Genomic DNA, 23,022 nt, shown 5'->3' with positions numbered 1-23,022 from the left:
CATGGACGTGATGCCTGCTGCGCCTCTCCCCCTGTCCTTGAACCTGAGAGTTTCAGCCGCTGACGCGGCTTGCCCCTTCGGTGGGCCGTGCGACGGCCGCTCTCCAGTCGGCGAAATGGGTGACTGCGGTCCTGGTGCCTGAGCGATGATGGGAGTTTGCGCCTTCGGCGGGGGCCCGGGGCCCCGCTCTCCCGCAGTGCGGCGATTATGGCATCCGGGCCGTCGCCGGCCGACGCCGCGCGCGGCAGGCATTCGCGGCGCCACCAAGAAAAAAGGCCCTCGATTCGAGGGCCTTCTTCACCAGCTGGCACTGGGTTTGTTTGGTTGCGGAGGCAAGATTTGAACTTGCGACCTTTGGGTTATGAGCCCAACGAGCTACCAGGCTGCTCCACTCCGCGTCAAGCCAAAAATTATATCACGCTTTGTCGGCTTCACCGGCATCGGCGGCCGGTTCGGCGCGGTCAACCAGCTCCACCAGGGCCATGGGCGCGTTGTCGCCCACGCGGAAACCCATCTTCAGGATGCGGGTGTAGCCACCGGGACGGGCCTTGAAGCGCGGGCCGAGTTCGTCGAACAGCTTGACCACCACGTCGCGATCGCGCAGGCGGTTGAAGGCCAGGCGGCGGTTGGCCACCGTCGGCTCTTTGGCCAGGGTGATCATGGGCTCGACGACCCGGCGCAGTTCCTTGGCCTTGGGCAGCGTGGTCTTGATGGCCTCGTGCGTGAGCAGCGAGTTCATCATGTTGCGCAGCATCGCGAGGCGGTGCTCGCTGGTGCGGTTGAGTTTGCGAAGTCCGTGTCCGTGACGCATGGTGTTTCCTTTCCGTCTTTTGCCGCCGGCCGTATCAGGTACCGGCGGTTCGTCATGGCCTGGCCCGAGGGCTCAGGGGTTGAGATCAGTGCTTGTCGAGGCCGGCGGGCGGCCAGTTCTCGAGCTTCATGCCCAGCGTGAGACCACGCGAGGCCAACACTTCCTTGATTTCGTTGAGCGACTTGCGGCCCAGGTTCGGGGTCTTGAGCAACTCGTTCTCGGTGCGCTGGATCAGGTCACCGATGTAATAGATGTTCTCGGCCTTCAGGCAGTTCGCCGAACGCACGGTGAGTTCGAGCTCGTCCACAGGGCGCAGCAGGATCGGGTCGAACTGCTGCGAGCTGCGCTGTTGCGGCGCCTCCGTGAAGAGGTCGGCGCCTTCCAGCTGGGCGAACACGGCGAGCTGTTCAACGAGGATCTTGGCCGAGGCGCGCACGGCCTCTTCGGGGCCAATGGAGCCGTTGGTCTCGATCTCGAGCACCAGCTTGTCGAGGTCGGTGCGCTGCTCGACGCGGGCGCTTTCCACCGTGTAACTCACGCGCTTGACCGGCGAGAAGGACGCGTCGAGGACGATGCGGCCGATCGAGCGGGCGGCTTCGTCGCCACGGCGCAGCGTGCCAGGCACGTAGCCGCGGCCCTTTTCGACCTTGATCTGCATGTCCAGCTTGGCACCGGCCGACAGCGTGGCGATGACGTGGTCGGGGTTGACGATCTCGACGTCGTGCGGCGTCTGGATGTCGGCGGCCGTCACGACCCCCTCACCGTCCTTGCGCAGACTCAGGGTCACCTCGTCGCGGTTGTGGAGCTTGAACACCACGCCCTTGAGGTTGAGCAACAGGTTGACCACGTCTTCCTGAACGCCGTCGATGGACGAGTATTCGTGCACCACGCCAGCAATGGTCACTTCGGTGGGGGCATGGCCCACCATGGACGACAGCAGCACGCGGCGCAGGGCGTTGCCCAGGGTGTGCCCGTAGCCGCGTTCGAAGGGCTCCAGCGTGACCTTGGCGCGATTGGCCGAGAGTTGCTCGACGTTGATGGACTTGGGCTTGAGCAGGTTGTTCAGCATTCAGACTTCCTTCAGTTCCCTCGGCTCGTTACACCGATAAGGCAGACGGAGCATGGAATGGCCCGGCGACGCAGCGGATGCCGCGCCCGGCCGGGGACGGGATTAACGCGAATACAGTTCGACGATGAGCGACTCGTTGATGTCCGAGCCGAATTCATCGCGGTCAGGGGTCTTCTTGAAGACGCCTTCAACCTTGTCGACCGACACTTCAACCCAACCGGGGAAGCCGATCTGCTTGGCCAGTTCCAGCGCCTCGATCACACGGGCCTGCTTCTTGGACTTCTCGCGCACAGCGACCACGTCACCGGCCTTGACCAGGAAGGACGGGATGTTGACCGACTGGCCGTTCACCGTGATGGCCTTGTGCGACACGATCTGGCGCGCTTCGGCACGGGTGGAAGCAAAGCCCATGCGGAACACGACGTTGTCCAGGCGCGACTCGAGCAGGAACAGCAGGTTGGCGCCGGTGTTGCCGCGGCGGCGGTCGGCCTCGGCGAAGTAGCGGCGGAACTGGCGCTCGAGCACGCCGTAGGTGCGCTTGACCTTCTGCTTCTCGCGCAGCTGCACGCCGAAGTCGGAGGTGCGCTGGCCCGAGGTGCGGCCGTGCTGGCCGGGCTTGGAGTCGAACTTGGCCTTGTCGCTGATCGAGCGGCGCGCGCTCTTGAGCAGCAGGTCGCTGGCTTCGCGACGGGACAGTTTGGCCTTGGGGCCGAGGTAACGTGCCACGTTGGTTTCCTTTTGTCGTCTGCCGCAACCCACAGGGACTGTGATTGCGGGAGCCATCCCGCGATGGCGGGGGCGGTGGGCTTAGCAAAAATGCCACCGCAGCATGACTGCGGTGGCGCTCGGAGAACCCGGCATTCTAGCGCGAAGCCAGATGCCCGGTGAAGACGGGCTCAGATGCGGCGGCGCTTTTGGGGGCGGCAGCCGTTGTGGGGCACGGGCGTCACGTCGGAAATCGAGGTGATGCGGATGCCCAGGGCACCCAGCGCACGCACCGACGACTCGCGACCCGGGCCGGGGCCCTTGATCTCGACGTCGAGGTTCTTGATGCCCTGTTCCATCGCGGCGCGACCGGCCACTTCGGAGGCCACCTGGGCCGCGAAGGGCGTCGACTTGCGCGAACCCTTGAAGCCCTGGCCACCCGACGACGCCCACGACAGCGCGTTGCCCTGGCGGTCGGTGATGGTGATGATGGTGTTGTTGAACGACGCGTGCACGTGCGCAATGCCGTCCGCGATGTTCTTGCGGACTTTCTTGCGAACGCGGGCGGCGGCGCTGCTGGAGGGGGACTTGGCCATGGTTTTCCTTCGAACCGATTACTTCTTCAGCGACTGGGCGGCCTTGCGCGGACCCTTGCGCGTGCGTGCGTTGGTCTTGGTGCGCTGACCACGCATCGGCAGGCCGCGGCGATGGCGGAAGCCACGGTAGCAGCCGATGTCCATCAGGCGCTTGATGTTCATCGTGGTCTCGCGGCGCAGGTCACCCTCGATGGTGAACGTGCCCACCTGGTCACGCACCTTCTCGAGCTCCGCGTCGGAGAGGTCCTTGATCTTCTTGCTGTACGCGATGCCGCACGCGTCGCAGATCTGGCGAGCGCGGGTGCGGCCGATACCGAAGATCGCCGTCAGGCCGATCTCGGCGTGCTTGTGCGGCGGAATGTTGATGCCTGCAATACGAGCCATGTGAATCCTCTTGACGAATCGATCAGCCTTGACGCTGCTTGTGGCGGGGATCGGTGCAGATCACACGCACGACGCCGTGGCGTTTGATGATCTTGCAGTTGCGGCACATCTTCTTGACCGAAGCCGAAACTCTCATTTTCTTCTCCTAGAAATCCGGTAAACGTTCAGTACAGGCGCTTCACTTGGCGCGGAACACGATGCGGGCACGGGTCAGGTCGTAGGGCGTGAGCTCCACTTTGACCTTGTCGCCGGGCAGGATGCGGATGTAGTGCATGCGCATCTTGCCGGAGATGTGGCCGAGGACCACGTGCCCGTTTTCGAGCTTGACGCGGAAAGTCGCGTTGGGGAGGTTTTCAACCACCTCACCCTGCATTTCGATCACGTCGTCCTTGGCCATGGTTCAGTTGCCGAGGGAAGTCTTGAAATTCGCTTTCTTGAGCAGCGATTCGTACTGCTGCGACATCATGTAGTTTTGCACCTGGGCCATGAAATCCATGGTCACGACCACGATGATCAGGAGGGACGTGCCACCGAAGTAGAAGGGCACGTTGTATTCCAGGATCAGGAACTCGGGCAGCAGGCACACCGCGGTGATATAGATCGCACCGGCAAACGTCAGCCGAAGCAGGATCTTGTCGATGTGGCGGGCCGTCTGGTCGCCCGGACGAATGCCGGGGATGAAGGCGCCACTCTTCTTCAGGTTGTCCGCGGTTTCCCGGCTGTTGAAAACCAGGGCGGTGTAGAAGAAGCAGAAAAAGATGATGGCCGCCGCATACAGCGCCACGTAGATCGGCTGTCCGGGCGACAGGGCCGAGGCCAGGTCGCGCAGCCAGCGGGTCGAATCGCCGGTGCTGATCCAGCTCACCACCGTGGTGGGCAGCAGGATGATGGACGAAGCGAAGATCGGGGGGATCACGCCGGCCATGTTCAGCTTGAGCGGTAGGTGCGACGACTGGCCGCCGTAGACCTTGTTGCCCACCTGACGGCGCGCGTAGTTCACCAGGATCTTGCGCTGGCCGCGTTCGACGAACACCACGAAGTAGGTCACCAGGACCACGAGCGCGATGATGAACAGGGCCACCAGCACGTTCATGGCACCGGTACGGACCAGCTCCAGCAGACCGCCGATGGCGTTCGGCAGGCCGGCGACGATGCCTGCGAAGATCAGCAGCGAAATGCCGTTGCCCAGGCCGCGTTCGGTGATCTGCTCGCCGAGCCACATGAGGAACATCGTGCCCGCCACCAGGCTCACCACCGCCGTCAGGCGAAAGCCCATACCCGGATCGATCACGAGGCCCGCCTGGCCTTCCAGCGCCAGCGCGATGCCCATGGCCTGGAAGATCGCCAGCGCCAGCGTGCCGTAGCGCGTGTACTGGGTGATCTTGCGGCGGCCCGCTTCGCCCTCCTTCTTCAGCTGCTCGAACGTGGGGATCACGTACGTCATGAGCTGCATGATGATGGAGGCCGAGATGTACGGCATGATGCCCAACGCGAACACGGTGAAGCGCGAGAGCGCGCCGCCCGAGAACATGTTGAACAGGCTCAGGATGCCGCCCTGCTGCCCTTGGAAGAGCTGCTGGAGCTGCTCCGGATTGATGCCCGGCACAGGAATGTGCGCGCCGACGCGGTACACCACCAGCGCCAGCAGCAGGAAGACCAGCCGGCGACGCAGGTCGCCGTACTTGCCGGTCTTGGCCAGGGACGGGGAAGCGGTTGCCACGAGGTCCTTTCGAACGGGCGTGATCAGGCGGCCGCGGCGACTTTGCCGCCGGCGGCTTCGATCGCGGCCTTGGCGCCAGCGGTCGGCAGCACGTCCTTGAGCGTCACGGCGCGCGTGATCTCACCGGACTTGATGACCTTCACGCGCTTGGTGAGCTGGGGCACGAGGCCGAGCTGCTTAAGCACCAGAACGTCGATCTCGGTGGCCTCGATCGCGTTGAGCTGGCCCAGGGTCACTTCGGCGTTGAACTGCAGCAGCGCGGACTTGAAACCACGCTTGGGCAGACGGCGCTGCATCGGCATCTGACCGCCTTCGAAGCCCACCTTGTGGTAGCCACCGGCGCGCGATTTCTGGCCTTTGTGGCCGCGACCCGCGGTCTTGCCCAGGCCCGAACCGATGCCGCGGCCCACGCGACGCTTCACGTGCTTGGCGCCTTCGGCTGGCTTGATGTTGTTGAGTTCCATGTCGTCGTCTCCGATCAGAGGACTTTGACCAGGTAGCTGATCTTGTTGATCATGCCGCGCACGGCCGGGGTGTCCTGCAGTTCGCTGATGCTATTGAGCTTGCGCAGGCCCAGGCCGCGCACGGTGTCGCGGTGGCTCTGCTTGCAGCCGATGGGGCTGCGCACGAGCTGGACCTTCAGGGTGTTGGGAGTGCTCATGGGGATTCCTCTCAGCCCAGGATTTCCTCGACCGTCTTGCCGCGCTTGGCGGCGACCTCGGCCGGGGTGGTGGACTTCTCGAGCGCGTCCAGCGTGGCGCGCACCAGGTTGTAAGGGTTGCTCGAACCGTGGCTCTTGGCCACGACGTCGGTCACGCCCAGCACTTCGAAGACAGCGCGCATCGGGCCGCCCGCGATGATGCCGGTACCCTTGACGGCCGGCAGCATCATCACGTTCGAGGCGCCGTGTTCGCCGTGCACCGCGTGGTGCAGGGAGCCATCCTTGAGCGACACCTTGATCATGTTGCGGCGGGCCTGCTCCATGGCCTTTTGCACGGCCACCGGCACTTCACGCGCCTTGCCCTTGCCCATGCCCACGCGGCCATCGCCGTCGCCGACGACGGTGAGCGCTGCGAAACCGAGGATGCGACCGCCCTTGACCACCTTGGTCACGCGGTTGATCGCGATCATCTTTTCGCGCAGACCGTCCTCGTTCGCTTCGTTCTTGATGTTTGCCTGAAACTTAGCCATGTCGTTGATCCCGTTTCATCAGAACTGCAGGCCGGCCTCGCGGGCGGCGTCTGCAAGGGCCTTGACGCGGCCGTGGTAGGCAAAGCCCGAGCGGTCGAACGCCACTTTCTCGATGCCGGCGGCCTTCGCCTTCTCGGCGATGCGCTTGCCGATGACGGCGGCAGCGGCGGCGTTGCCACCCTTGCCCGAGGCACCCAACTGGGCGCGCACTTCCTTCTCGGCCGTGGAAGCCGAGGCGAGGATGCGCGAACCGTCGGCGGACACGACGTTGGCGTAGATGTGCAGGTTGGTGCGGTTCACCGTCAGGCGCACCGCGCCCTGCTGGGCGATGCGGATGCGGGTCTGGCGCGCGCGGCGCAGGCGTTGTTCTTTCTTGGTCAGCATGATCGGACTCCTTATTTCTTCTTGGTTTCCTTGATCACGACCTTCTCATCCGCATAGCGGATGCCCTTGCCCTTGTAGGGCTCGGGCGGACGCACGGCGCGCACTTCCGACGCAATCTGCCCGACGCGCTGGCGGTCGGCACCCTTGATCACGATTTCCGTGGGCGCGGGCGTTTCCACCTTGATGCCGGCGGGCATGTCCATGATCACCGGGTGCGAGAAGCCCACCGTGAGGTTGAGCTTGGCGCCCTGGGCCTGGGCCTTGAAGCCCACGCCGACCAGGTTGAGCTTCTTCTCGAAGCCCTTGCTGACACCGGTGACCATGTTGTTGACCAGCTGGCGCATGGTGCCGGACATGGCGTTCGCTTCGCGCGACTCGTCGACCGGCGCGAAGGTCACCTTGCCGGCGTTGATGTCGATCTTGACCAGCGCGTTGGCGGCCAAGCTCAGGGCACCGTTGGCGCCTTTGACGTTGATCAGGCCGTCCTTGAGGACGACCTCGACCCCGGTGGGAACCGTGATCGGCAGTTTTCCAATACGTGACATTTCAGTCTCTCCTCGATGCCCGCATCAGGCCACGTAGCACAGCACTTCACCACCGACACCGGTGGCGCGCGCCTTGCGATCGGTCATGACGCCGCGCGGGGTGGTCACGATCGCCACGCCGAGGCCGTTCTGGACCTGGGGAATGGCGTTGCGGCCACGGTAGACGCGCAGGCCGGGACGGCTCACGCGCTCGATGCGCTCGATCACGGGACGGCCGGCGTAGTACTTCAGGGTGATGACCAGCTCGCTTTTGCCGCCTTCGTTGACCACCTTGAAGTCTTCGATGTAGCCCTCGTCCTTCAGGACCTGGGCGATCGCCGCCTTCACTTTCGACGCCGGCATCGCCACGGTGGCCTTCTCGACCATCTGCGCGTTGCGGACACGGGTCAACATGTCGGCGATAGGATCACTCATGCTCATGTGGGGTTCTCCTAAGGCTTACCAGCTGGCTTTGGTGATGCCGGGGATTTCGCCGGCAAAAGCCATTTCGCGGACCTTGGCGCGGGCCAGGCCGAAGTGGTTGAAGGTGCCACGCGGGCGACCGGTGATCTCGCAGCGGTTGCGCTGACGGGTCGGGTTCGCGTTGCGGGGCAGCTTTTGCAGCGCCAGGCGGGCGGCTTCGCGCTCTTCGTCCGACTTCTTGGCGTCGCCGGCGATGGCCTTGAGCTCGTTGTATTTCTTGGCGAACTTGGCGGCGAGCTTCTCGCGCTTGAGTTCACGTTGGAGCAGTGCTTGTTTAGCCACACGCCACCTCAGTTCTTGAAGGGGAAACGGAAACCCGCCAGCAGAGCCTTGCACTCTTCGTCGGTCTTGGCGGTCGTCGTGATGCTGATGTTCAGGCCACGCAGGGCATCGACCTTGTCGTACTCGATCTCGGGGAAGATGATCTGTTCCTTGACGCCGATGTTGTAGTTGCCACGGCCATCGAACGAACGACCCGAGATACCGCGGAAGTCGCGCACGCGGGGCAGGGCCACGGTGACGAAGCGGTCAAGGAATTCGTACATGCGGGCGCCGCGCAGCGTGACCATGCAGCCGATGGCCTGTTGCTCACGGATCTTGAAGCCGGCGATGGCCTTCTTGGCCTTGGTCACGACGGGCTTCTGGCCAGCGATCTTGGTGAGGTCGCCCACGGCGTTGTCCATCACCTTCTTGTCGGCGACCGCCTCGCTCACGCCCATGTTGAGCGTGATCTTGGTGATGCGCGGCACCTCCATCGGCGACTTGTAGCCGAACTTCTTGGTCAGCTCGGGCGCCACCTTCTCGGCGTAGTGTTGCTTGAAACGTGCCATGGTCATGCCACCTTGATCTCTTCGCCGCTGGACTTGTAGACGCGAACGCGCTTGCCATCGGCCTGAACCTTGATGCCCACGCGGTCGGCCTTGCCAGTGGCCACGTTGAAAATCGCCACGTTGGACTGATCGATGGGCATGGTCTTCTCGACGATGCCACCCGTCACACCCTTCATGGGATTGGGCTTGGCGTGCTTCTTGACGACGTTGACGCCCTCGACCACGAGGTGCTGCTCGTCGGTGCGCGAGGCCACCTTGCCCCGCTTGCCCTTGTCGCGCCCCGCGATCACGATGACTTCGTCACCGGTACGAATCTTGTTCATGGTGCTTACCTCAGAGGACCTCGGGGGCCAGCGACACGATCTTCATGAACTTCTCGGTGCGCAGCTCGCGCGTCACCGGGCCGAAGATGCGGGTGCCGATGGGCTCCAGCTTGGCGTTGAGCAACACAGCCGCGTTGCCGTCGAACTTGATCAGTGCGCCGTCCTGGCGGCGGATGCCCTTGGCGGTGCGCACCACCACGGCGTTGTAGACCTCGCCCTTTTTGACGCGGCCGCGAGGCGCTGCTTCCTTGATGCTGACCTTGATGACATCGCCCACGCTGGCGTAGCGGCGCTTGGAGCCGCCGAGCACCTTGATGCACATCACGGATTTCGCACCCGTGTTGTCAGCAACATCGAGTCGAGATTGCGTTTGAATCATTTGATTTAAGTCCCAACTTGAATGCTGTTGTCCACCACGGACAACAGCGATCAGTCTTGGGCCCGTCGTTGGAGGGCTTCCACTGCAAGCGGCTGCTGCCGCGGCGGAGGCCACCCTTCGGTGGGCAGAAGGCTTTCGCCAAGATACATCACCCCCCAAAAAGGGAGCGAAGCCGCGCATTATGGCATGAGTCGACGGCGCCCGTCAAACACCGGGTGCGGCGTAACGACGGGCGAGCGCCAGGAAGTCGTCGGTGCGCGGGTCGGCGATGCCCTCCTCGCGCAGGATGGCGGCCACCGAGCCCGCCATGCGCGCCGCCTGGGTGGCGTCCAGAAAGAGCGCACGCCAGCGGCGGGCCAGAACATCTTCAACAGTGAGCGCATGCTCACATCGAACCGCGAACCGCACCATCGCGGCGTGCAGGCCCAGGCCCAGCGCCTGATCGGCGCCGGGCAGGCCACGCACCCGCTCGGCCTCGGTGCCGTACAGGTGCCAGCCGGGCGCGGCGTGGATGGGCACCGATGCGCGCACCGGCGCGCCCACCAGGCGGTGCCTGGCGCTCTGCCCACCGGGGCGGGGCGGCAGGCGGCCGGCGTCGAAGCACTGCTGCAGGACGTCTTCGGCCATGGCGCGGTAGGTGGTCCATTTGCCACCGGTGACCGTGACCAGCCCGTTGCGGTCGACCACCACCGTGTGCTCGCGCGACAGCGCCTTGGTGCCGGCGCCGCCGTCGCTCGGCGGCGCCACCAGCGGGCGCAGGCCCACCCAGGCGCTGCGGATGTCGGCGCGGCGCACCGGCCGGCTGAGCGCGCGCGAGGCTTCGTCAAGGATGAAGCCCAGCTCTTGCGCGAACGGTTCGGGCTCACGCGCCAGGTCCTGGCGCGGCGTGTCGGTGGTGCCCAGGATCAGCTTGCCCAGCCAGGGCACGGCGAACAGCACGCGCCCGTCGCGGGTCCGGGGCACCAGCAGCGCGTGCTCCCCGCCCAGAAAGTCGCGGTCGACCACCAGGTGCACGCCCTGGCTGGGCCGCACCATGTGCGACGGGGTTCCCGCGGCCTCGCGCAGGGCGTCGACCCAGACGCCGGTGGCGTTGACGACGCAGCGCGCACGCACCCGGTGTTCGGCGCCGTCCACGCGGTCCTTCACGGTGAGCGCGTGCCCGTTGCCGTCGGCGGCGATGGCGCTGACCTCGGCGTGGTTGAACACCGCCGCGCCCGCGGCCTCGGCGGTGCGCGCCAACGCAATGGCCAGGCGCGCGTCGTCGAACTGGCCGTCCCAGTAGCGCACGCCGCCCTTGAGCCCCTGGGGGTTCACCCCCGGCAGGGCGGCCAGGGTGCGGGCACGGTCCAGGAACTCGGTGGACCCCAGGCCGGCGCGCCCGGCCAGCAGGTCGTACAGCTTGAGCCCGATGCCGTAGAACGGCGTCTGCCACCACTGGTGGCTGGGCATGACGAAAGGCAGCGGCTGCGCCAGGTGGGGCGCGATGGCCATGACCGTGGTGCGCTCGGCCAGGGCCTCGCGCACCAGGGCCACGTTGCCTTGCGCGAGGTAGCGCACGCCGCCATGCAGCAGCTTGGTGGCGCGCGAGGAGGTGCCGCCAGCGAAATCATGCGATTCGAACAGGGCGACAGAGAAGCCGCGCAGCGCGGCGTCGAGCGCCACGCCCAGGCCGGTGGCGCCGCCGCCCACGACCACCAGGTCGAAGCGTTCGGTACCGGCGAGGGTGGCGAGTCGTTGTTCTCGGTTCATGCGAAACAGGGCGGACGGGCCCCGGGCGTGAGGCGCCCGGGGCAACGCGGCGCGGGGCAACAGTCAGCGGACCTTGCCCGCCTTCCAGGCGTTGAGCAGCTGATCGTAGGCGATGGTCTCGCCCTTGGGCTTTTCGTTCGCCAGCTTCTTCCAGGGCGCGGCCTTGTCGCTCAGCCACTTGTTGGGGTCGCCCTTGGGATTGAGCTTGGGCGCGCAGCGTTCCATGCCGGCGCGCTCCAGACGGGCCATCACCTGGTCCATCTGGTCGGCCAGGCCGTCCATGGCCTGCTGCGGCGTTTTCTCACCCGTGACGGCCTGCGCCACGTTCTGCCACCACAGCTGCGCGAGCTTGGGGTAGTCGGGCACGTTGGTGCCCGTGGGGCTCCAGGCCACGCGCGCGGGCGAGCGGTAGAACTCCACCAGCCCGCCCAGCTTGGGCGCCATGTCGGTCATGGCCTTGCTCTGGATGTCGCTCTCGCGGATCGGCGTGAGGCCGACGATGGTCTTCTTCAGCGAGGTGGTCTTGGCGGTGATGAACTGCGCGTAAAGCCAGGCCGCCGCGGTGCGGTTGGCGTCGTGGTTTTTGAAGAAGGTCCAGGAGCCCACGTCCTGGTAGCCGTTCTGCATGCCTTGCTTCCAGTACGGGCCGTTGGGGCCGGGGGCCATGCGCCACTTGGGCGTGCCGTCGGCATTGACCACCGGCAGGCCTGGCTTGGTCATGTCGGCGGTGAAGGCCGTGTACCAGAAGATCTGCTGCGCGATCTGGCCCTGGGCGGGCACGGGACCCGCCTCGCCGAAGGTCATGCCCGTGGCCTCCTTGGGCGCGTACTTCTTCATCCAGTCCACGTACTTGGTGAGCGCGTAGACGGCCGCCGGCGAGTTGGTCGCGCCGCCGCGCGCCACCGAGGCGCCCACCGGCGTGCACTTGTCGGCGGCCACGCGGATGCCCCATTCATCGATCGGCAGTCCGTTGGGCGTGCCGATGTCGGCGGTGCCGGCCATGGAGAGCCAGGCGTCGGTGAAGCGCCAGCCCAGCGACGGGTCCTTCTTGCCGTAGTCCATGTGGCCGTAGATGGGCTTGCCGTCGATGGTCTTCACGTCGTTGGTAAAGAACTCGGCGATGTCCTCGTAGGCGCTCCAGTTCAGCGGCACGCCCAGGTCGTAGCCATACTTGGCCTTGAACTTGTCCTTTAGGTCCTGGCGCGCGAACAGGTCGGCGCGGAACCAGTAAAGGTTGGCGAACTGCTGGTCGGGCAGCTGATAGAGCTTGCCGTCGGGGCCGGTGGTGAACTTGGTGCCGATGAAGTCCTTGAGGTCGAGGCCCGGGTTGGTGAAGTCCTTGCCCGCGCCGGCCATGTAGTCGGTGAGGTTGAGGATCTGGCCGTAGCGGTAGTGGGTGCCGATGAGGTCGGAGTCGCTGATCCAGCCGTCGTAGATGGACTTGCCCGATTGCATCGAGGTCTGCAGCTTCTCGACCACGTCGCCTTCCTGGATCAGGTCGTGCTTGACGGTGATGCCCGTGATCTCGCTGAAGGCCTTGGCCAGGGTCTTGGACTCGTACTCGTGCGTGGTGATGGTCTCGGACACCACAGAAATTTCCTTGATGCCCTTGGCCTTGAGCTTCTCGGCGGCGTCGATGAACCACTTGAGCTCCGCCGCCTGCTGGGCCTTGCTCAGGGTCGACGGCTGGAACTCGCTGTCGATCCATCGCTTGGCGGCGGCCTCATCCGCCCAGGCGGGCAGCGCCGCGCCGGTCGCGATCAGCGCAGCGAGCGCCGTGTGTCGCAGTTTCATGTTGTCTCCTTGGGTGTTGATGGTGTGCCTCCCCGCCAGCGGATCGACACGGCACCGGGGAAGCGGCGGTCCGGTCGTTGAGAACCTCGCTCAGCCCTTGCGCATCACCAGGGCGAGCCACAGCATCGAGACGGCGAAACCGATCCAGGCCGAGGGCTCCTGCTCCAGCCGGAACCATTCGGCGAAGCGGCCGGCCATGCCGACGAAGGCCAGGTTGATGTACGCGGCGCCGAGCAGGCCCACGAAGAGCCGGTCGCCGCGCGTGGTCTTCATGGGCAGAAAGCCCTTGCGCTCGATGGTGGGCGCACGGACTTCCCACACCGTCATGCCAAAGAGCAGCAGCGCGATGGCGGTGAAGAAGATCGCCACCGGCGGGGTCCAGACCATCCAGTCGAACATGGGGTCCTCCAATCGTTGGGAACGGGCTTGTCAGACGCGGCCCATCGCGAAGCCCTTCGCGATGTAGTGCCGCACGAACCAGATCACGATCGCCCCCGGCACGATGGTCAGCACGCCGGCCGCCGCCAGCGTGGCCCAGTCCATGCCCGAGGCCGACACCGTGCGCGTCATCGTCGCCACGATGGGCTTGGCGTTCACGCTGGTGAGCGTGCGCGCCAGCAGCAGCTCCACCCAGCTGAACATGAAGCAGAAGAACGCGGCCACGCCCACGCCGGCCTTGATGAGGGGCAGGAAGATGGTGAAGAAGAAGCGCGGGAAGCTGTAGCCGTCGATGTAGGCGGTCTCGTCGATCTCGCGCGGGATGCCGCTCATGAAGCCTTCCAGGATCCACACCGCCAGCGGCACGTTGAACAGCAGGTGCGCCAGCGCCACGGCGATGTGCGTGTCCATCAGGCCCAGCGTGGTGTAGAGCTGGAAGAAGGGCAGCAGGAACACCGCCGGTGGCGTCATGCGGTTGGTGAGCAGCCAGAAGAACACGTGCTTGTCGCCCAGGAAGCGGTAGCGCGAGAAGGCGTAGGCCGCGGGCAGCGCCACCGTGAGCGAGATCGCGGTGTTGATGCCGACGTAGATCAGGCTGTTGATGTAGCCCGAGTACCACGAGGCGTCGGTGAAGATGGTGCGGTAGTTGTCCCAGGTGAAGGTCTCGGGCCACAGCGTGAACGAGGACAGGATCTCCCCGTTCGTCTTGAAGCTCATGTTCACCATCCAGTAGATGGGCAGCAGCGCGAACACCAGGTAGGCCATCAGGAACAGCGTGCGCGCGCGGAAACGGGATTCACGCATGGCCCTGCTCCTTGTCCGACGTGCCCAGGCTCTGCATCCAGTTGTAGAGCACGAAGCAGAACAGCAGGATGATGAAGAAGTAGATCAGCGAGAAGGCGGCCGCGGGCCCGAGGTCGAACTGGCCGACCGCCTTGGTGGTGAGGTACTGCGACAGGAAGGTGGTGGCGTTGCCCGGGCCGCCGCCGGTGAGCACGAAGGGCTCGGTGTAGATCATGAAGCTGTCCATGAAGCGCAGCAGCACGGCGATCATGAGCACGCCGCGCATTTTGGGCAGCTGGATGTAGCGGAACACCGCCCACGGGCTGGCGCCGTCGATGCGGGCGGCCTGGTAATAGGCGTCGGGGATGCTGCGCAGGCCCGCGTAGGCCAGCAGCGCCACCAGCGGCGTCCAGTGCCACACGTCCATGACCAGCACGGTCCACCAGGCGTGGCTCGGGTCGCCGGTGTAGCTGTAGGCGAAGCCCAGGCGCTCCAGCGTGTGGCCGAGCAGGCCGATGTCGGTGCGCCCGAAGATCTGCCAGATGGTGCCCACCACGTTCCAGGGGATCAGCAGCGACAGCGCCACGACCACCAGCACCACCGAGGCGCGCCAGCCCTGCGCGGGCATGGACAGCGCCAGCGCGATGCCCAGCGGGATCTCCACCAGCAGAACGGCGAGCGAGAACTGGATCTGGCGCCACAGCGCCAGGTGCAGCTCGCTGTCGCGCATCACCATGGCGAACCACTCGGTGCCCACGAACACGCGCCGCTGCGGCGAGATGATGTCCTGCACCGAGTAGTTCACCACCGTCATCAGCGGCAGCACGGCCGAGAAGGCCACGCACAGGATGACCGGCAGCACCAGCCACCAGGCCTTCTGGTTCACGGGTTTGTTGATGGTGCTCATGGGAAAACCTCCGTGCGGCGCACTGCGGTGCGAGCGCCTTCGGGCGGCCGTGCGGCGCTCATGTCGCGTTCTCCACCAGTTGTTCGTCGCGGTAGAAGCAGGTGTGCGCGTCCAGCAGGCGCAGGTGCACGGTGTCGCCCACGGCGGGTGGCGCGGCCTCGGCGCCCAGCCGGCACTTCAACGTGTGCGGGCCGAGCTCGCAGCTGAGCAGGAAGTGGGTGCCGATGTCCTGCACCCGGCCCACACGGGCCGGCAGCGAGCGGCCGTCGCCGGGCTCGCCCAGGCGCAGGTACTCGGGACGTATGCCCAGCTTGACCGGCCCCTCGGGCAGACGCCGCTCGTCCTGGAAGGCCAGCGGCTGCTCGTTCACCAGCACGCCGCCGCGCACCGCCTGCGCGGGCAGGAAGTTCATGCCGGGCGAGCCGATGAAGTGGCCCACGAACGTGTGCGCGGGGCGCTCGAACAGGTCTGCGGCCGTGCCCTTCTGCACCGCGCGGCCGCGCGACATCACCACCACCTCGTCGGCGAAGGTCAGGGCCTCCACCTGGTCGTGCGTGACGTAGATCAGCGTGAGCTTGAGCTCGTGGTGGATCTGTTTGAGCTTGCGCCGCAGCTGCCACTTCAGGTGCGGGTCGATCACAGTGAGCGGCTCGTCGAACAGCACGGCCGACACGTCCGAGCGCACCAGGCCGCGCCCGAGCGAGATCTTCTGCTTCTGGTCGGCGCTCAGCCCGGCGGCGCGGTGGTCGAGCTGGCCGCTGAGTTCCAGCATCTCGGCGATGCGCCCCACGCGCTGGCGGATCTCGGCCTGCGGCACCTTGCGGTTGCGCAGCGGGAACGCCAGGTTCTGCGCCACCGTCATGGTGTCGTAGATGACGGGGAACTGGAACACCTGCGCGATGTTGCGCTGCTGCGGCGACTCGCGCGTGACGTCGCGGCCGTCGAAGCGCACCGTGCCCTGGGAAGGCACCAGCAGCCCCGAGATGATGTTGAGCATGGTCGTCTTGCCGCAGCCCGAGGGGCCCAGCAGCGCGTAGGCGCCGCCGTCGCGAAACGCCATCTTCAGCGGCAGCAGGGCGTAGTCCTCGTCGGTGCGCGGGTCCGGCGCGTAGGCGTGGGCGAGGTCGAGTTCGATCAGGGCCATCAACGCGCTCCCTGGCGGACCAGCGGCGCGCGCACCAGCGGACCGCTCGCGTCGAAGACGAAGAGCTGGTCGGGGTGCAGGTGCAGCCGGATGGGCGCGCCCAGGTCCAGCTTGTGCACGCCCACCAGCTGCGCCACCAATTCGCCCACGGCGCTGTGCACATGCACGAAGGTGTCGGAGCCCGCGATCTCCGCCAGCTCGACACGGCCCTCGATGGCCAGGTCCCCGGGTTGTGCTCGCTCGCGCAGGCCACCGGCGCGCACACCGAGCACGAAGTCATCGCCCGCCGACAGGGGCAGGTCCAGCGGCCAGTCCGCCGCGCCAGCCACGCGCAGGCCGCCCTGGGCGCCGCGCCGCGCGGGCAGCAGGTTCATGGGCGGGTCGCTGAAGGCGCGCGCCACGCGCAGGCTCTTCGGCCGATGGAAGACCTCGGCCGTGGGGCCGTACTGCAGCAGCTCGCCCGCATCCATCACGGCCGTGTGGCCGCCCAGCAGCAGGGCCTCGCCGGGCTCGGTGGTGGCGTAGACCACCGTGCCCTCGCCAGCGGCGAACAGCGCCGACAGCTCCTCGCGCAGTTCCTCGCGCAGCTTGTAGTCCAGGTTCACCAGGGGTTCGTCGAGCAGCATCAGCGGCGCCCGCTTGGCCAGGGCGCGCGCCAGCGCCACGCGTTGCTGCTGCCCGCCCGACAGCTCGGCCGGCAGGCGGTCCAGGAAGGGCTCGATGTGCAGTCGCGCGGCCAGCGCACGCACGCGGGCCTCCACATCGCGCTCGCCGCGCAGGCGCAACGGCGAGGCGATGTTCTGCGCCACGGTCATCGAGGGGTAGTTGACGAACTGCTGGTAGACCATGGCCACGTTGCGCTCGCGCACCGGGCGGCGCGTCACGTCCTCGCCGTCCACCAGCACGCGCCCGGAACTCGCGGTGTCCAACCCGGCCATCACGCGCATCAGGCTGGTCTTGCCCGCCTGCGTGGCGCCCAGCAGCACCGTGACCGCGCCCGGCACGGGCGCCAGGCTCAGCGGGTACAGGTGGACCGAAGGCCCCACGGTCTTGGTGATCTGATCCAGTGACAGCTGCATGGGCGTGGTGGACGCGGCGTGCAATAAGTCCGGCGCCGCGCTTTCGTTTTCGCGTATCTTTGTTCGTTTTTTTTCCTTTTATGTTCGGTAAATACCCTTAGAAGTCCATCAGTGTTTTCCGATATGTTCGGAACCCGATCGCCGGCCACCCCGACATGAACCTGAATCCCCGCCACACGCAACTGCTCGACGAGGTCCGCGCGCACGGCCCCCAGACCATCGAAGCCCTGGCCGAACGTTTCGGCGTCACCCTGCAGACCGTTCGCCGCGACGTGCAGCGCCTGGCCGAGGCCGGCCTGCTGGCCCGCTTTCATGGCGGCGTGCGCCTGCCCGGCTCCACCACCGAGAACATCGCCTACCGCCAGCGCCAGGCCATGCAGGCCGACGCCAAACAGCGCATCGCGCGCGCCGTGGCGGCGCGCGTGCCCAACGGCTGCTCGCTGATCATGAACATCGGCACCACCATCGAGGCCGTGGCGCGCGAGCTGCAGCGCCACCGGGGCCTGCGCGTGATCACCAACAACCTGCACATCGCCTCGCTCATGAGCACCAACCCCGATTGCGAGGTCATCGTCGCGGGCGGCCAGGTGCGCGCGGCCGACCAGGGCATCGTGGGCGAGGCCACCGTGGACTTCATGCACCAGTTCAAGGTCGACATCGGCCTGATCGGCATCAGCGGCATCGAAGCCGACGGCACGCTGCGCGACTTCGACTACCGCGAGGTCAAGGTGGCTCGCGCCATCGTGGCGCAGTCGCGCCAGGTCTGGCTGGCCGCCGACCACAGCAAGTTCAACCGACCCGCCATGGTGGAGCTGGCCCGGCTCGACGACCTCGACGCCCTGTTCACCGACGCGGCACCGCCCGACCCCTTCAACGCGCTGATCGAGCAGAGCCACGTGGAATGCGTGGTCGCCGGCGAGCGCGCGGCACTCGCATCCTGAAAGCCCCGGAACACGACCGATGAACCCCACCCACCTGCTGGCCCTGGACCAGGGCACCTCCAGCTCGCGCAGCATCGTCTTCGACCGCCAGGGCCGCGTGGTGGCCATGGCCCAGCGCGAATTCCCGCAGATCTACCCGCAGCCCGGCTGGGTGGAGCACGACCCGCGCGATCTGTGGAACACCCAGCGGGAGACCGCGCGCGAGGTGCTGGCCAAGGCGGGTCTGCGCGCCGGCGAGGTGCGCGCGGTCGGCATCACCAACCAGCGCGAAACCACGCTGGTGTGGAACCGCCGCACCGGCGAGCCGGTGTACAACGCCATCGTCTGGCAGGACCGGCGCGCCGAGGGCGCCTGCGCCGCGCTGCGCGAACAGGGCCACGAGGCCCTGGTGCAGCGCAAGACCGGCCTGCGCATCGACGCCTACTTCTCGGGCACCAAGCTGCAGTGGATCCTGGACCACGTGCCCGGCGCGCGTGAACAGGCCGAGCGCGGCGAGCTGGCCTTCGGCACCGTGGACAGCTGGCTGATCTGGCAGCTCACGCGCGGCGCGCGCCACGTCACGGACCACAGCAACGCCGCGCGCACCATGCTGTTCAACGTGAACACGCGCGACTGGGACGACGAGCTGCTGGAGCTGCTGCGCATCCCGCGGTCCCTGCTGCCGCAGACGCTGCCGTCCAGCGACGACTTCGGCCAGGTGCACGCCGACTGGCTGGGCGGCACCCTCCCCATTGGCGGCGTGGCCGGCGACCAGCAGAGCGCGCTGTTCGGCCAGGCCTGCTTTCGGGCCGGCATGGCCAAGAACACCTATGGCACGGGCTGCTTCATGCTCATGCACACCGGCGAACGCTTCCAGACCAGCCAGAACGGCCTCATCACCACGTCCTGCGCGCAGGCGCCGGGCCCGGCGCAGTACGCGTTGGAAGGCAGCGTGTTCATCGGCGGCGCGGTGGTGCAGTGGCTGCGCGACGGCCTGCGCGCCATCGAAGCCAGCAGCGGGGTGCAGGCCCTGGCCGAAAGCGTGCCCGACGCCGACGGCGTGGTGGTGGTGCCGGCCTTCACCGGCCTGGGCGCGCCCTACTGGCGGCCCGATGCGCGCGGCACCATCACCGGCCTCACGCGTGGCACCACCATCGCGCACATCGCGCGCGCCGCGCTGGAGAGCATCGCCTTTCAGAGCGCGGCCCTGCTGCAGGCCATGAGCCGCGACGCCGTGGCCGCGGGCGGCGTGCCGGTGAGCGAGCTGCGCGTGGACGGGGGCGCCAGCGTCAACGACCTGCTGATGCAGATCCAGGCCGACCTGCTCGGCATTCCCGTGGTGCGCCCGGCCGTGGTGGAGACCACCGCGCTCGGCGCGGCCTACCTCGCGGGGCTGCACGCGGGCGTGTACCAGGGCACGGACGAACTCAGCGCGCAGTGGCGCGCCGAGCGCCGCTTCGAGCCGCAGATTTCGCGCGAGCGGGCGGCCGAGAAGATGGCGGCCTGGGAGCACGCGGTGCGGCAGACGACCGCTGCCTAGGGCCGCGGCGCGCGGCGACAATGGCGCGCATGAACACGCCCGCATCTCCCTCCCCCCTCATCACCTTCATCGGCGGCGGCAACATGGCCAGCGCCGTCATCGGCGGCCTGCTGCGCCAGGGCCATGCGCCCAGCGCCCTCCAGATCGTCGAACCCTGGGAGGAGCAGCGCGCCCGCCTGGCTCAGCAGTTCCCCGGCGTGGCGCTGTTCGGCGCGGCGGGCGCAGGGCTCAAGCCGTCGGACCTGGTGGTCTGGGCCGTGAAGCCGCAAACCTTCAAGGACGCGGCGCTCGCCGCCGGCCCGCACCTGGGCGGCGCCCTGCACCTGAGCGTGGCCGCCGGCATCACCAGCGACAGCATGGCCGCCTGGCTGGGCACGCAGCGCATCGTGCGCGCCATGCCCAACACGCCCGCGCTCGTGGGCTTGGGCATGACCGGCTTGTTCGCGCGCGACGGCGCCTCGGCCGCCGACCGCGCCCTGGTCGAGCGCGTGGTGCGCACCACGGGCGAGCTGGTCTGGGTGGCCACCGAGCGCGATCTGGACGCCGTCACCGCGCTGTCCGGATCGGGCCCGGCCTATGTGTTCTATTTCCTCGAGGCCATGCGCGACGCCGGCGCGCGCATGGGCCTGCCGGCCGACACCGCGCTGCAACTGGCCGTGGGCACCTTCGTGGGCGCGGCCACGCTGGCGCAACGCTCGGCCGAACCGCCACAGGTGCTGCGCGAGCGCGTCACCTCCAAGGGGGGCACCACCTACGCCGCGCTCACGGCCATGGAGGCCGCGGGCATGAAGGCGTCGTTCGAAACGGCGCTGAAGGCGGCGCAGCGACGCGCCGAGGAACTGGGGCAGGAGTTCGGCCGGTAGGACCGGCGCCCACTAGGCCAGGCGGCGGTGCATGTGCACCTTGGCGTGCAGGCGCCCGTCCACCACGATGGCACGCGGCTCGGTGCCGAACGCGACGAAGCCGGCCTCCTGGTACAGCCGGATGGCGGATGCGTTGCCTTCGGTGACGGTGAGCACCAGGTCCGTCCGCCCGATGGACGCCGCATGGGCCATGAGCGCCCGCAGCAGCCCGCGCCCCCAGCCGCGCCCGGCCGCTTCCCTGGCCACGTACATCGCCACCACCGTGCCCTGGTGCCGTTGCTTGGCGCGCGACGGGCAGTCGAGACCGACCATGCCCACCAGCGCGCCGCCGTCGTCGAACGCGCCCCAGAAAGGCACCTCACCCGACCCCAGGCGCTGCCGCGATTCCTCGAGTGGCCGCGCGCTCGCCTCTTCCCAATCGGAGGTGAAGGCCTGGGGGTGCTCACGCAGCGCGCGCAAGCGCAGTTCGCGGTAGGCGGGCGCGTCGTCGGACGTCAGGCGGCGAATGGGCATCTGTGAAAAAAGGGAGGGCAGCGAAGCATTGCCTGGGCGAGCCAAGCCCTCAGACCAGGCCGACCGCCACCCCGATGAACAGCGTGAACCCCAGCCAGTGGTTGGCGCGGAAGGCCGCGAAACAGCCTTCGCGCGTGCGTGCACGGATCAGCGTGAAGTGCCAGGCCACCTGGGCCAACGCCACGGCCAGCGCGGCCAGCCACACCAGTGAGCGCAGCTGCGGCCACAGGGCCAGGGTCCAGATCGCCAGGTGCAGCAGGTAGAAGGCCGTCACCGCCGCCACGTCGGCGCGGCCGAGGGTGATGGCGGAGGTCTTCATGCCGATGCGAAGGTCGTCGTCGCGGTCGACCATGGCGTACTCGGTGTCGTAGGCCAGCACCCAGAACAGGTTGCCCAGCAGCAGCACCCAGGCCAGCGTGGGCACGGCCCCCTGCACCGCCGCGAAGGCCATGGGAATGCCGAAGCTGAAGGCCACGCCCAGCACCGCCTGCGGCATGGACACCAGCCGCTTGGCGAAGGGGTAGGCCAGGGTGATCGCCAGCGCCGCGAAGGACAGCGCGATGGTGAGCGCATTGGTGGTGAGCACCAGGCCGAAGGCAAGCAAGGCCAACACCGCGCCCACGGCCAGCGCCTCTTTCACCGACACCTGGCCCGAGGTGACGGGCCGCTGGGCGGTGCGCTTGACGTGGCGGTCGAAGTCGCGGTCGGCCACGTCGTTGACGCAGCAGCCGGCGCTGCGCATCAGCACGGTGCCCAGCGTGAACACCAGCAGCAGATGCCAGCCGGGAAAGCCGCCCGCCGCCACCCACAGCGCCGACAGCGTGGGCCACAGCAACAGCAGCCAGCCGGCGGGGCGGTTCCAGCGGATCAGGTCGAGCCAGAGCGACAGGCGCGAGGGCGCCCGCGGAGCGGGGGCGGTGGTCGTCACGACAGTCTCTTCACGCCCGGCAGCTCGCAGGCGTAGATGGCGTTGCGCAGTTCGGCGATGGCCTCGTAGCGCGTGAAGCTGCGCCGCCAGGCCAGCACCACGCGGCGCGTGGGCGCCTCGCCCTGGAACGGCAGGTAGCGCACGTAGGGCGAATCGCCCAGGTCGTCGCGGGCCGCCTGGGGGCCGCCCAGGGCCGAGCGCGGCACCGACAGGCGCGGCACCAGGGTCACGCCCATGCCGGCGGCCACCATGTGCTTGATGGTCTCCAGCGAGGAGCCTTCGAAGCTCTTGCGGATGCCCTCGGTGTCGTTGGAGAAGCGCGCGAACTCGGGGCAGACCTCCAGCACGTGGTCGCGAAAGCAGTGGCCCGTGCCCAGCAGCAGCATGGTCTCGCGCTTGAGCTCGTCGGCCGTGATGTGGCCCTGCGCGGCCAGCGGGTGCGTGTGCGGCACGGCGGCCATGAACGGCTCGTCGTACAGCGGCGCGATGGCCAGGTTGGTGTCGGGAAACGGCTCGGCCAGGATGGCGCAGTCGATCTCGCCCAGGCGCAGCTGCTCCAGCAGCTTGGTGGTGAAGTTTTCCTGCAGCACCAGCGGCATCTGCGGCGTGCGCTCGATCACCTGGCGCACCAGCTCGGGCAGCAGGTAGGGGCCGATGGTGTAGATGACGCCAAGCTTGAGCGGGCCGGCCAGCGGGTCCTTGCCGCGCTTGGCGATCTCCTTGATGGCCGCGGCCTGCTCCAGCACGGTCTGGGCCTGGCGCACGATGTCCTCGCCCAGGGGCGTGACCGCGATCTCGCTGGCGTTGCGCTCGAAGATCTTGAGCTCGAGTTCCTCCTCGAGCTTCTTGATCGCCACCGACAGCGTGGGCTGCGAGACGAAGCAGGCCTCGGCCGCCTTGCCGAAGTGCTTCTCGCGGGCCACGGCCACGATGTACTTGAGTTCGGTGAGCGTCATGGGCTTATT

General features: G+C 67.4%; 31 protein-coding genes, 1 tRNA gene and 1 riboswitch. Of the genes, 3 read left to right on the top strand and 29 right to left on the bottom strand.

Annotated features, from left to right (window positions below):
- Nucleotides 1-21 precede the first annotated feature (21 nt).
- Nucleotides 22-117, bottom strand: a riboswitch (glycine riboswitch).
- Between the two features lie 204 nt (nucleotides 118-321).
- The 26 genes from DY262_RS14475 to DY262_RS14350 form a co-directional block, all read right to left on the bottom strand.
- Nucleotides 322-398: transfer RNA gene (locus tag DY262_RS14475), tRNA-Met, on the bottom strand.
- A gap of 17 nt (nucleotides 399-415) precedes the next feature.
- On the bottom strand, nucleotides 416-811 hold the full coding sequence (rplQ, locus tag DY262_RS14470; RefSeq protein ID WP_070399527.1) for a 50S ribosomal protein L17: 396 nt from the start codon (nucleotides 809-811) through the stop codon (nucleotides 416-418).
- Nucleotides 812-896: 85 nt separating this feature from the next.
- On the bottom strand, nucleotides 897-1,880 hold the full coding sequence (locus DY262_RS14465; RefSeq protein ID WP_070399526.1) for a DNA-directed RNA polymerase subunit alpha: 984 nt from the start codon (nucleotides 1,878-1,880) through the stop codon (nucleotides 897-899).
- A 102-nt stretch (nucleotides 1,881-1,982) separates the two neighbouring features.
- The gene (gene rpsD / locus DY262_RS14460; protein WP_070399525.1) at nucleotides 1,983-2,606 is read right to left on the bottom strand and encodes a 30S ribosomal protein S4; all 624 of its coding nucleotides are present in this window, start codon (nucleotides 2,604-2,606) and stop codon (nucleotides 1,983-1,985) included.
- A 170-nt stretch (nucleotides 2,607-2,776) separates the two neighbouring features.
- Nucleotides 2,777-3,181 carry a 30S ribosomal protein S11 gene (gene rpsK, locus DY262_RS14455; protein ID WP_009514913.1) on the bottom strand — a complete coding sequence of 135 codons (405 nt, stop codon included), beginning with the start codon at nucleotides 3,179-3,181 and terminating at the stop codon, nucleotides 2,777-2,779.
- An 18-nt stretch (nucleotides 3,182-3,199) separates the two neighbouring features.
- Entirely contained in the window at nucleotides 3,200-3,565 is a 366-nt protein-coding gene (gene rpsM, locus DY262_RS14450; RefSeq protein ID WP_009514915.1) for a 30S ribosomal protein S13, read from the bottom strand.
- A gap of 22 nt (nucleotides 3,566-3,587) precedes the next feature.
- Nucleotides 3,588-3,701, bottom strand: coding sequence for a 50S ribosomal protein L36 (rpmJ, locus tag DY262_RS14445; RefSeq protein ID WP_009514917.1), 114 nt, complete (start codon nucleotides 3,699-3,701; stop codon nucleotides 3,588-3,590).
- Between the two features lie 42 nt (nucleotides 3,702-3,743).
- Nucleotides 3,744-3,962 (bottom strand): translation initiation factor IF-1, encoded by a 219-nt coding sequence (gene infA, locus DY262_RS14440; protein ID WP_009514918.1) that lies wholly within the window; start codon nucleotides 3,960-3,962, stop codon nucleotides 3,744-3,746.
- A gap of 3 nt (nucleotides 3,963-3,965) precedes the next feature.
- Nucleotides 3,966-5,285, bottom strand: a complete 1,320-nt coding sequence (gene secY / locus DY262_RS14435; RefSeq protein WP_116959792.1) for a preprotein translocase subunit SecY — start codon at nucleotides 5,283-5,285, stop codon at nucleotides 3,966-3,968.
- A gap of 23 nt (nucleotides 5,286-5,308) precedes the next feature.
- Nucleotides 5,309-5,749 (bottom strand): 50S ribosomal protein L15, encoded by a 441-nt coding sequence (rplO, locus tag DY262_RS14430; RefSeq protein ID WP_116959790.1) that lies wholly within the window; start codon nucleotides 5,747-5,749, stop codon nucleotides 5,309-5,311.
- Between the two features lie 14 nt (nucleotides 5,750-5,763).
- A complete protein-coding gene (gene rpmD, locus DY262_RS14425; protein WP_070399522.1) occupies nucleotides 5,764-5,946 on the bottom strand; it encodes a 50S ribosomal protein L30 in 183 nt (60 codons plus the stop codon).
- An 11-nt stretch (nucleotides 5,947-5,957) separates the two neighbouring features.
- Nucleotides 5,958-6,476, bottom strand: coding sequence for a 30S ribosomal protein S5 (rpsE, locus tag DY262_RS14420; RefSeq protein ID WP_070399521.1), 519 nt, complete (start codon nucleotides 6,474-6,476; stop codon nucleotides 5,958-5,960).
- Between the two features lie 18 nt (nucleotides 6,477-6,494).
- Nucleotides 6,495-6,860 carry a 50S ribosomal protein L18 gene (gene rplR, locus DY262_RS14415; protein ID WP_070399520.1) on the bottom strand — a complete coding sequence of 122 codons (366 nt, stop codon included), beginning with the start codon at nucleotides 6,858-6,860 and terminating at the stop codon, nucleotides 6,495-6,497.
- Nucleotides 6,861-6,871: 11 nt separating this feature from the next.
- Nucleotides 6,872-7,405, bottom strand: coding sequence for a 50S ribosomal protein L6 (gene rplF / locus DY262_RS14410; protein WP_116959788.1), 534 nt, complete (start codon nucleotides 7,403-7,405; stop codon nucleotides 6,872-6,874).
- A 24-nt stretch (nucleotides 7,406-7,429) separates the two neighbouring features.
- The gene (gene rpsH, locus DY262_RS14405; protein ID WP_070399518.1) at nucleotides 7,430-7,825 is read right to left on the bottom strand and encodes a 30S ribosomal protein S8; all 396 of its coding nucleotides are present in this window, start codon (nucleotides 7,823-7,825) and stop codon (nucleotides 7,430-7,432) included.
- Nucleotides 7,826-7,843: 18 nt separating this feature from the next.
- Nucleotides 7,844-8,149: a 30S ribosomal protein S14 gene (rpsN, locus tag DY262_RS14400; RefSeq protein WP_116959786.1), complete on the bottom strand. Its 306-nt coding sequence runs from the start codon at nucleotides 8,147-8,149 to the stop codon at nucleotides 7,844-7,846.
- 8 nt (nucleotides 8,150-8,157) lie between these two features.
- Nucleotides 8,158-8,703: a 50S ribosomal protein L5 gene (gene rplE / locus DY262_RS14395; RefSeq protein ID WP_416186972.1), complete on the bottom strand. Its 546-nt coding sequence runs from the start codon at nucleotides 8,701-8,703 to the stop codon at nucleotides 8,158-8,160.
- Entirely contained in the window at nucleotides 8,700-9,020 is a 321-nt protein-coding gene (gene rplX / locus DY262_RS14390) for a 50S ribosomal protein L24 (protein WP_116959785.1), read from the bottom strand. The genes rplE and rplX overlap by 4 nt, the downstream gene beginning before the upstream one ends.
- Nucleotides 9,021-9,030: 10 nt before the next feature.
- A complete protein-coding gene (gene rplN, locus DY262_RS14385; protein WP_009514936.1) occupies nucleotides 9,031-9,399 on the bottom strand; it encodes a 50S ribosomal protein L14 in 369 nt (122 codons plus the stop codon).
- Between the two features lie 204 nt (nucleotides 9,400-9,603).
- A complete protein-coding gene (locus DY262_RS14380; RefSeq protein ID WP_116959783.1) occupies nucleotides 9,604-11,148 on the bottom strand; it encodes a glycerol-3-phosphate dehydrogenase/oxidase in 1,545 nt (514 codons plus the stop codon).
- Nucleotides 11,149-11,211: 63 nt separating this feature from the next.
- Entirely contained in the window at nucleotides 11,212-12,942 is a 1,731-nt protein-coding gene (locus DY262_RS14375) for an ABC transporter substrate-binding protein (RefSeq protein ID WP_116959781.1), read from the bottom strand.
- Between the two features lie 90 nt (nucleotides 12,943-13,032).
- On the bottom strand, nucleotides 13,033-13,341 hold the full coding sequence (locus DY262_RS14370; RefSeq protein ID WP_116959779.1) for a DUF2160 domain-containing protein: 309 nt from the start codon (nucleotides 13,339-13,341) through the stop codon (nucleotides 13,033-13,035).
- A gap of 30 nt (nucleotides 13,342-13,371) precedes the next feature.
- Nucleotides 13,372-14,184, bottom strand: coding sequence for a carbohydrate ABC transporter permease (locus DY262_RS14365; RefSeq protein WP_116959777.1), 813 nt, complete (start codon nucleotides 14,182-14,184; stop codon nucleotides 13,372-13,374).
- Nucleotides 14,177-15,070, bottom strand: a complete 894-nt coding sequence (locus DY262_RS14360; RefSeq protein ID WP_116959776.1) for a carbohydrate ABC transporter permease — start codon at nucleotides 15,068-15,070, stop codon at nucleotides 14,177-14,179. The genes DY262_RS14365 and DY262_RS14360 overlap by 8 nt, the downstream gene beginning before the upstream one ends.
- Nucleotides 15,071-15,128: 58 nt before the next feature.
- Nucleotides 15,129-16,214 (bottom strand): ABC transporter ATP-binding protein, encoded by a 1,086-nt coding sequence (locus DY262_RS14355; protein ID WP_116959773.1) that lies wholly within the window; start codon nucleotides 16,212-16,214, stop codon nucleotides 15,129-15,131.
- Nucleotides 16,214-17,293 (bottom strand): ABC transporter ATP-binding protein, encoded by a 1,080-nt coding sequence (locus DY262_RS14350; protein WP_116959915.1) that lies wholly within the window; start codon nucleotides 17,291-17,293, stop codon nucleotides 16,214-16,216. The genes DY262_RS14355 and DY262_RS14350 overlap by 1 nt, the downstream gene beginning before the upstream one ends.
- 155 nt (nucleotides 17,294-17,448) lie before the next feature.
- Here DY262_RS14350 and DY262_RS14345 point away from each other — a divergent pair, with 155 nt between their 5' ends.
- The 3 genes from DY262_RS14345 to proC are packed head-to-tail and all read left to right on the top strand — an operon-like array spanning nucleotide 17,449 to nucleotide 20,616.
- A complete protein-coding gene (locus DY262_RS14345) occupies nucleotides 17,449-18,234 on the top strand; it encodes a DeoR/GlpR family DNA-binding transcription regulator (RefSeq protein WP_116959770.1) in 786 nt (261 codons plus the stop codon).
- Nucleotides 18,235-18,253: 19 nt separating this feature from the next.
- The gene (gene glpK / locus DY262_RS14340; RefSeq protein WP_116959768.1) at nucleotides 18,254-19,753 is read left to right on the top strand and encodes a glycerol kinase GlpK; all 1,500 of its coding nucleotides are present in this window, start codon (nucleotides 18,254-18,256) and stop codon (nucleotides 19,751-19,753) included.
- 29 nt (nucleotides 19,754-19,782) lie between these two features.
- Nucleotides 19,783-20,616 carry a pyrroline-5-carboxylate reductase gene (gene proC / locus DY262_RS14335; protein ID WP_116959914.1) on the top strand — a complete coding sequence of 278 codons (834 nt, stop codon included), beginning with the start codon at nucleotides 19,783-19,785 and terminating at the stop codon, nucleotides 20,614-20,616.
- Between the two features lie 12 nt (nucleotides 20,617-20,628).
- On the opposite strand, the gene DY262_RS14330 is transcribed toward proC, so the two are convergent.
- Genes DY262_RS14330 through DY262_RS14320 form a run of 3 tightly spaced genes read right to left on the bottom strand, consistent with a single transcriptional unit; the run spans nucleotide 20,629 to nucleotide 23,013 of the window.
- Nucleotides 20,629-21,129 (bottom strand): GNAT family N-acetyltransferase, encoded by a 501-nt coding sequence (locus tag DY262_RS14330; RefSeq protein ID WP_116959766.1) that lies wholly within the window; start codon nucleotides 21,127-21,129, stop codon nucleotides 20,629-20,631.
- A gap of 49 nt (nucleotides 21,130-21,178) precedes the next feature.
- Nucleotides 21,179-22,057 carry a 4-hydroxybenzoate octaprenyltransferase gene (ubiA, locus tag DY262_RS14325; RefSeq protein ID WP_116959764.1) on the bottom strand — a complete coding sequence of 293 codons (879 nt, stop codon included), beginning with the start codon at nucleotides 22,055-22,057 and terminating at the stop codon, nucleotides 21,179-21,181.
- Complete coding sequence (locus tag DY262_RS14320) at nucleotides 22,054-23,013, bottom strand: hydrogen peroxide-inducible genes activator (protein ID WP_070399504.1); 960 nt, start codon at nucleotides 23,011-23,013, stop codon at nucleotides 22,054-22,056. The genes ubiA and DY262_RS14320 overlap by 4 nt, the downstream gene beginning before the upstream one ends.
- Nucleotides 23,014-23,022: the final 9 nt, after the last annotated feature.

Source organism: Hydrogenophaga borbori (assembly GCF_003417535.1).
In the GTDB taxonomy this organism is placed as follows: Bacteria; Pseudomonadota; Gammaproteobacteria; order Burkholderiales; family Burkholderiaceae_C; genus Hydrogenophaga; species Hydrogenophaga borbori.
This window is presented reverse-complemented; position numbering and strand designations above follow the sequence as displayed.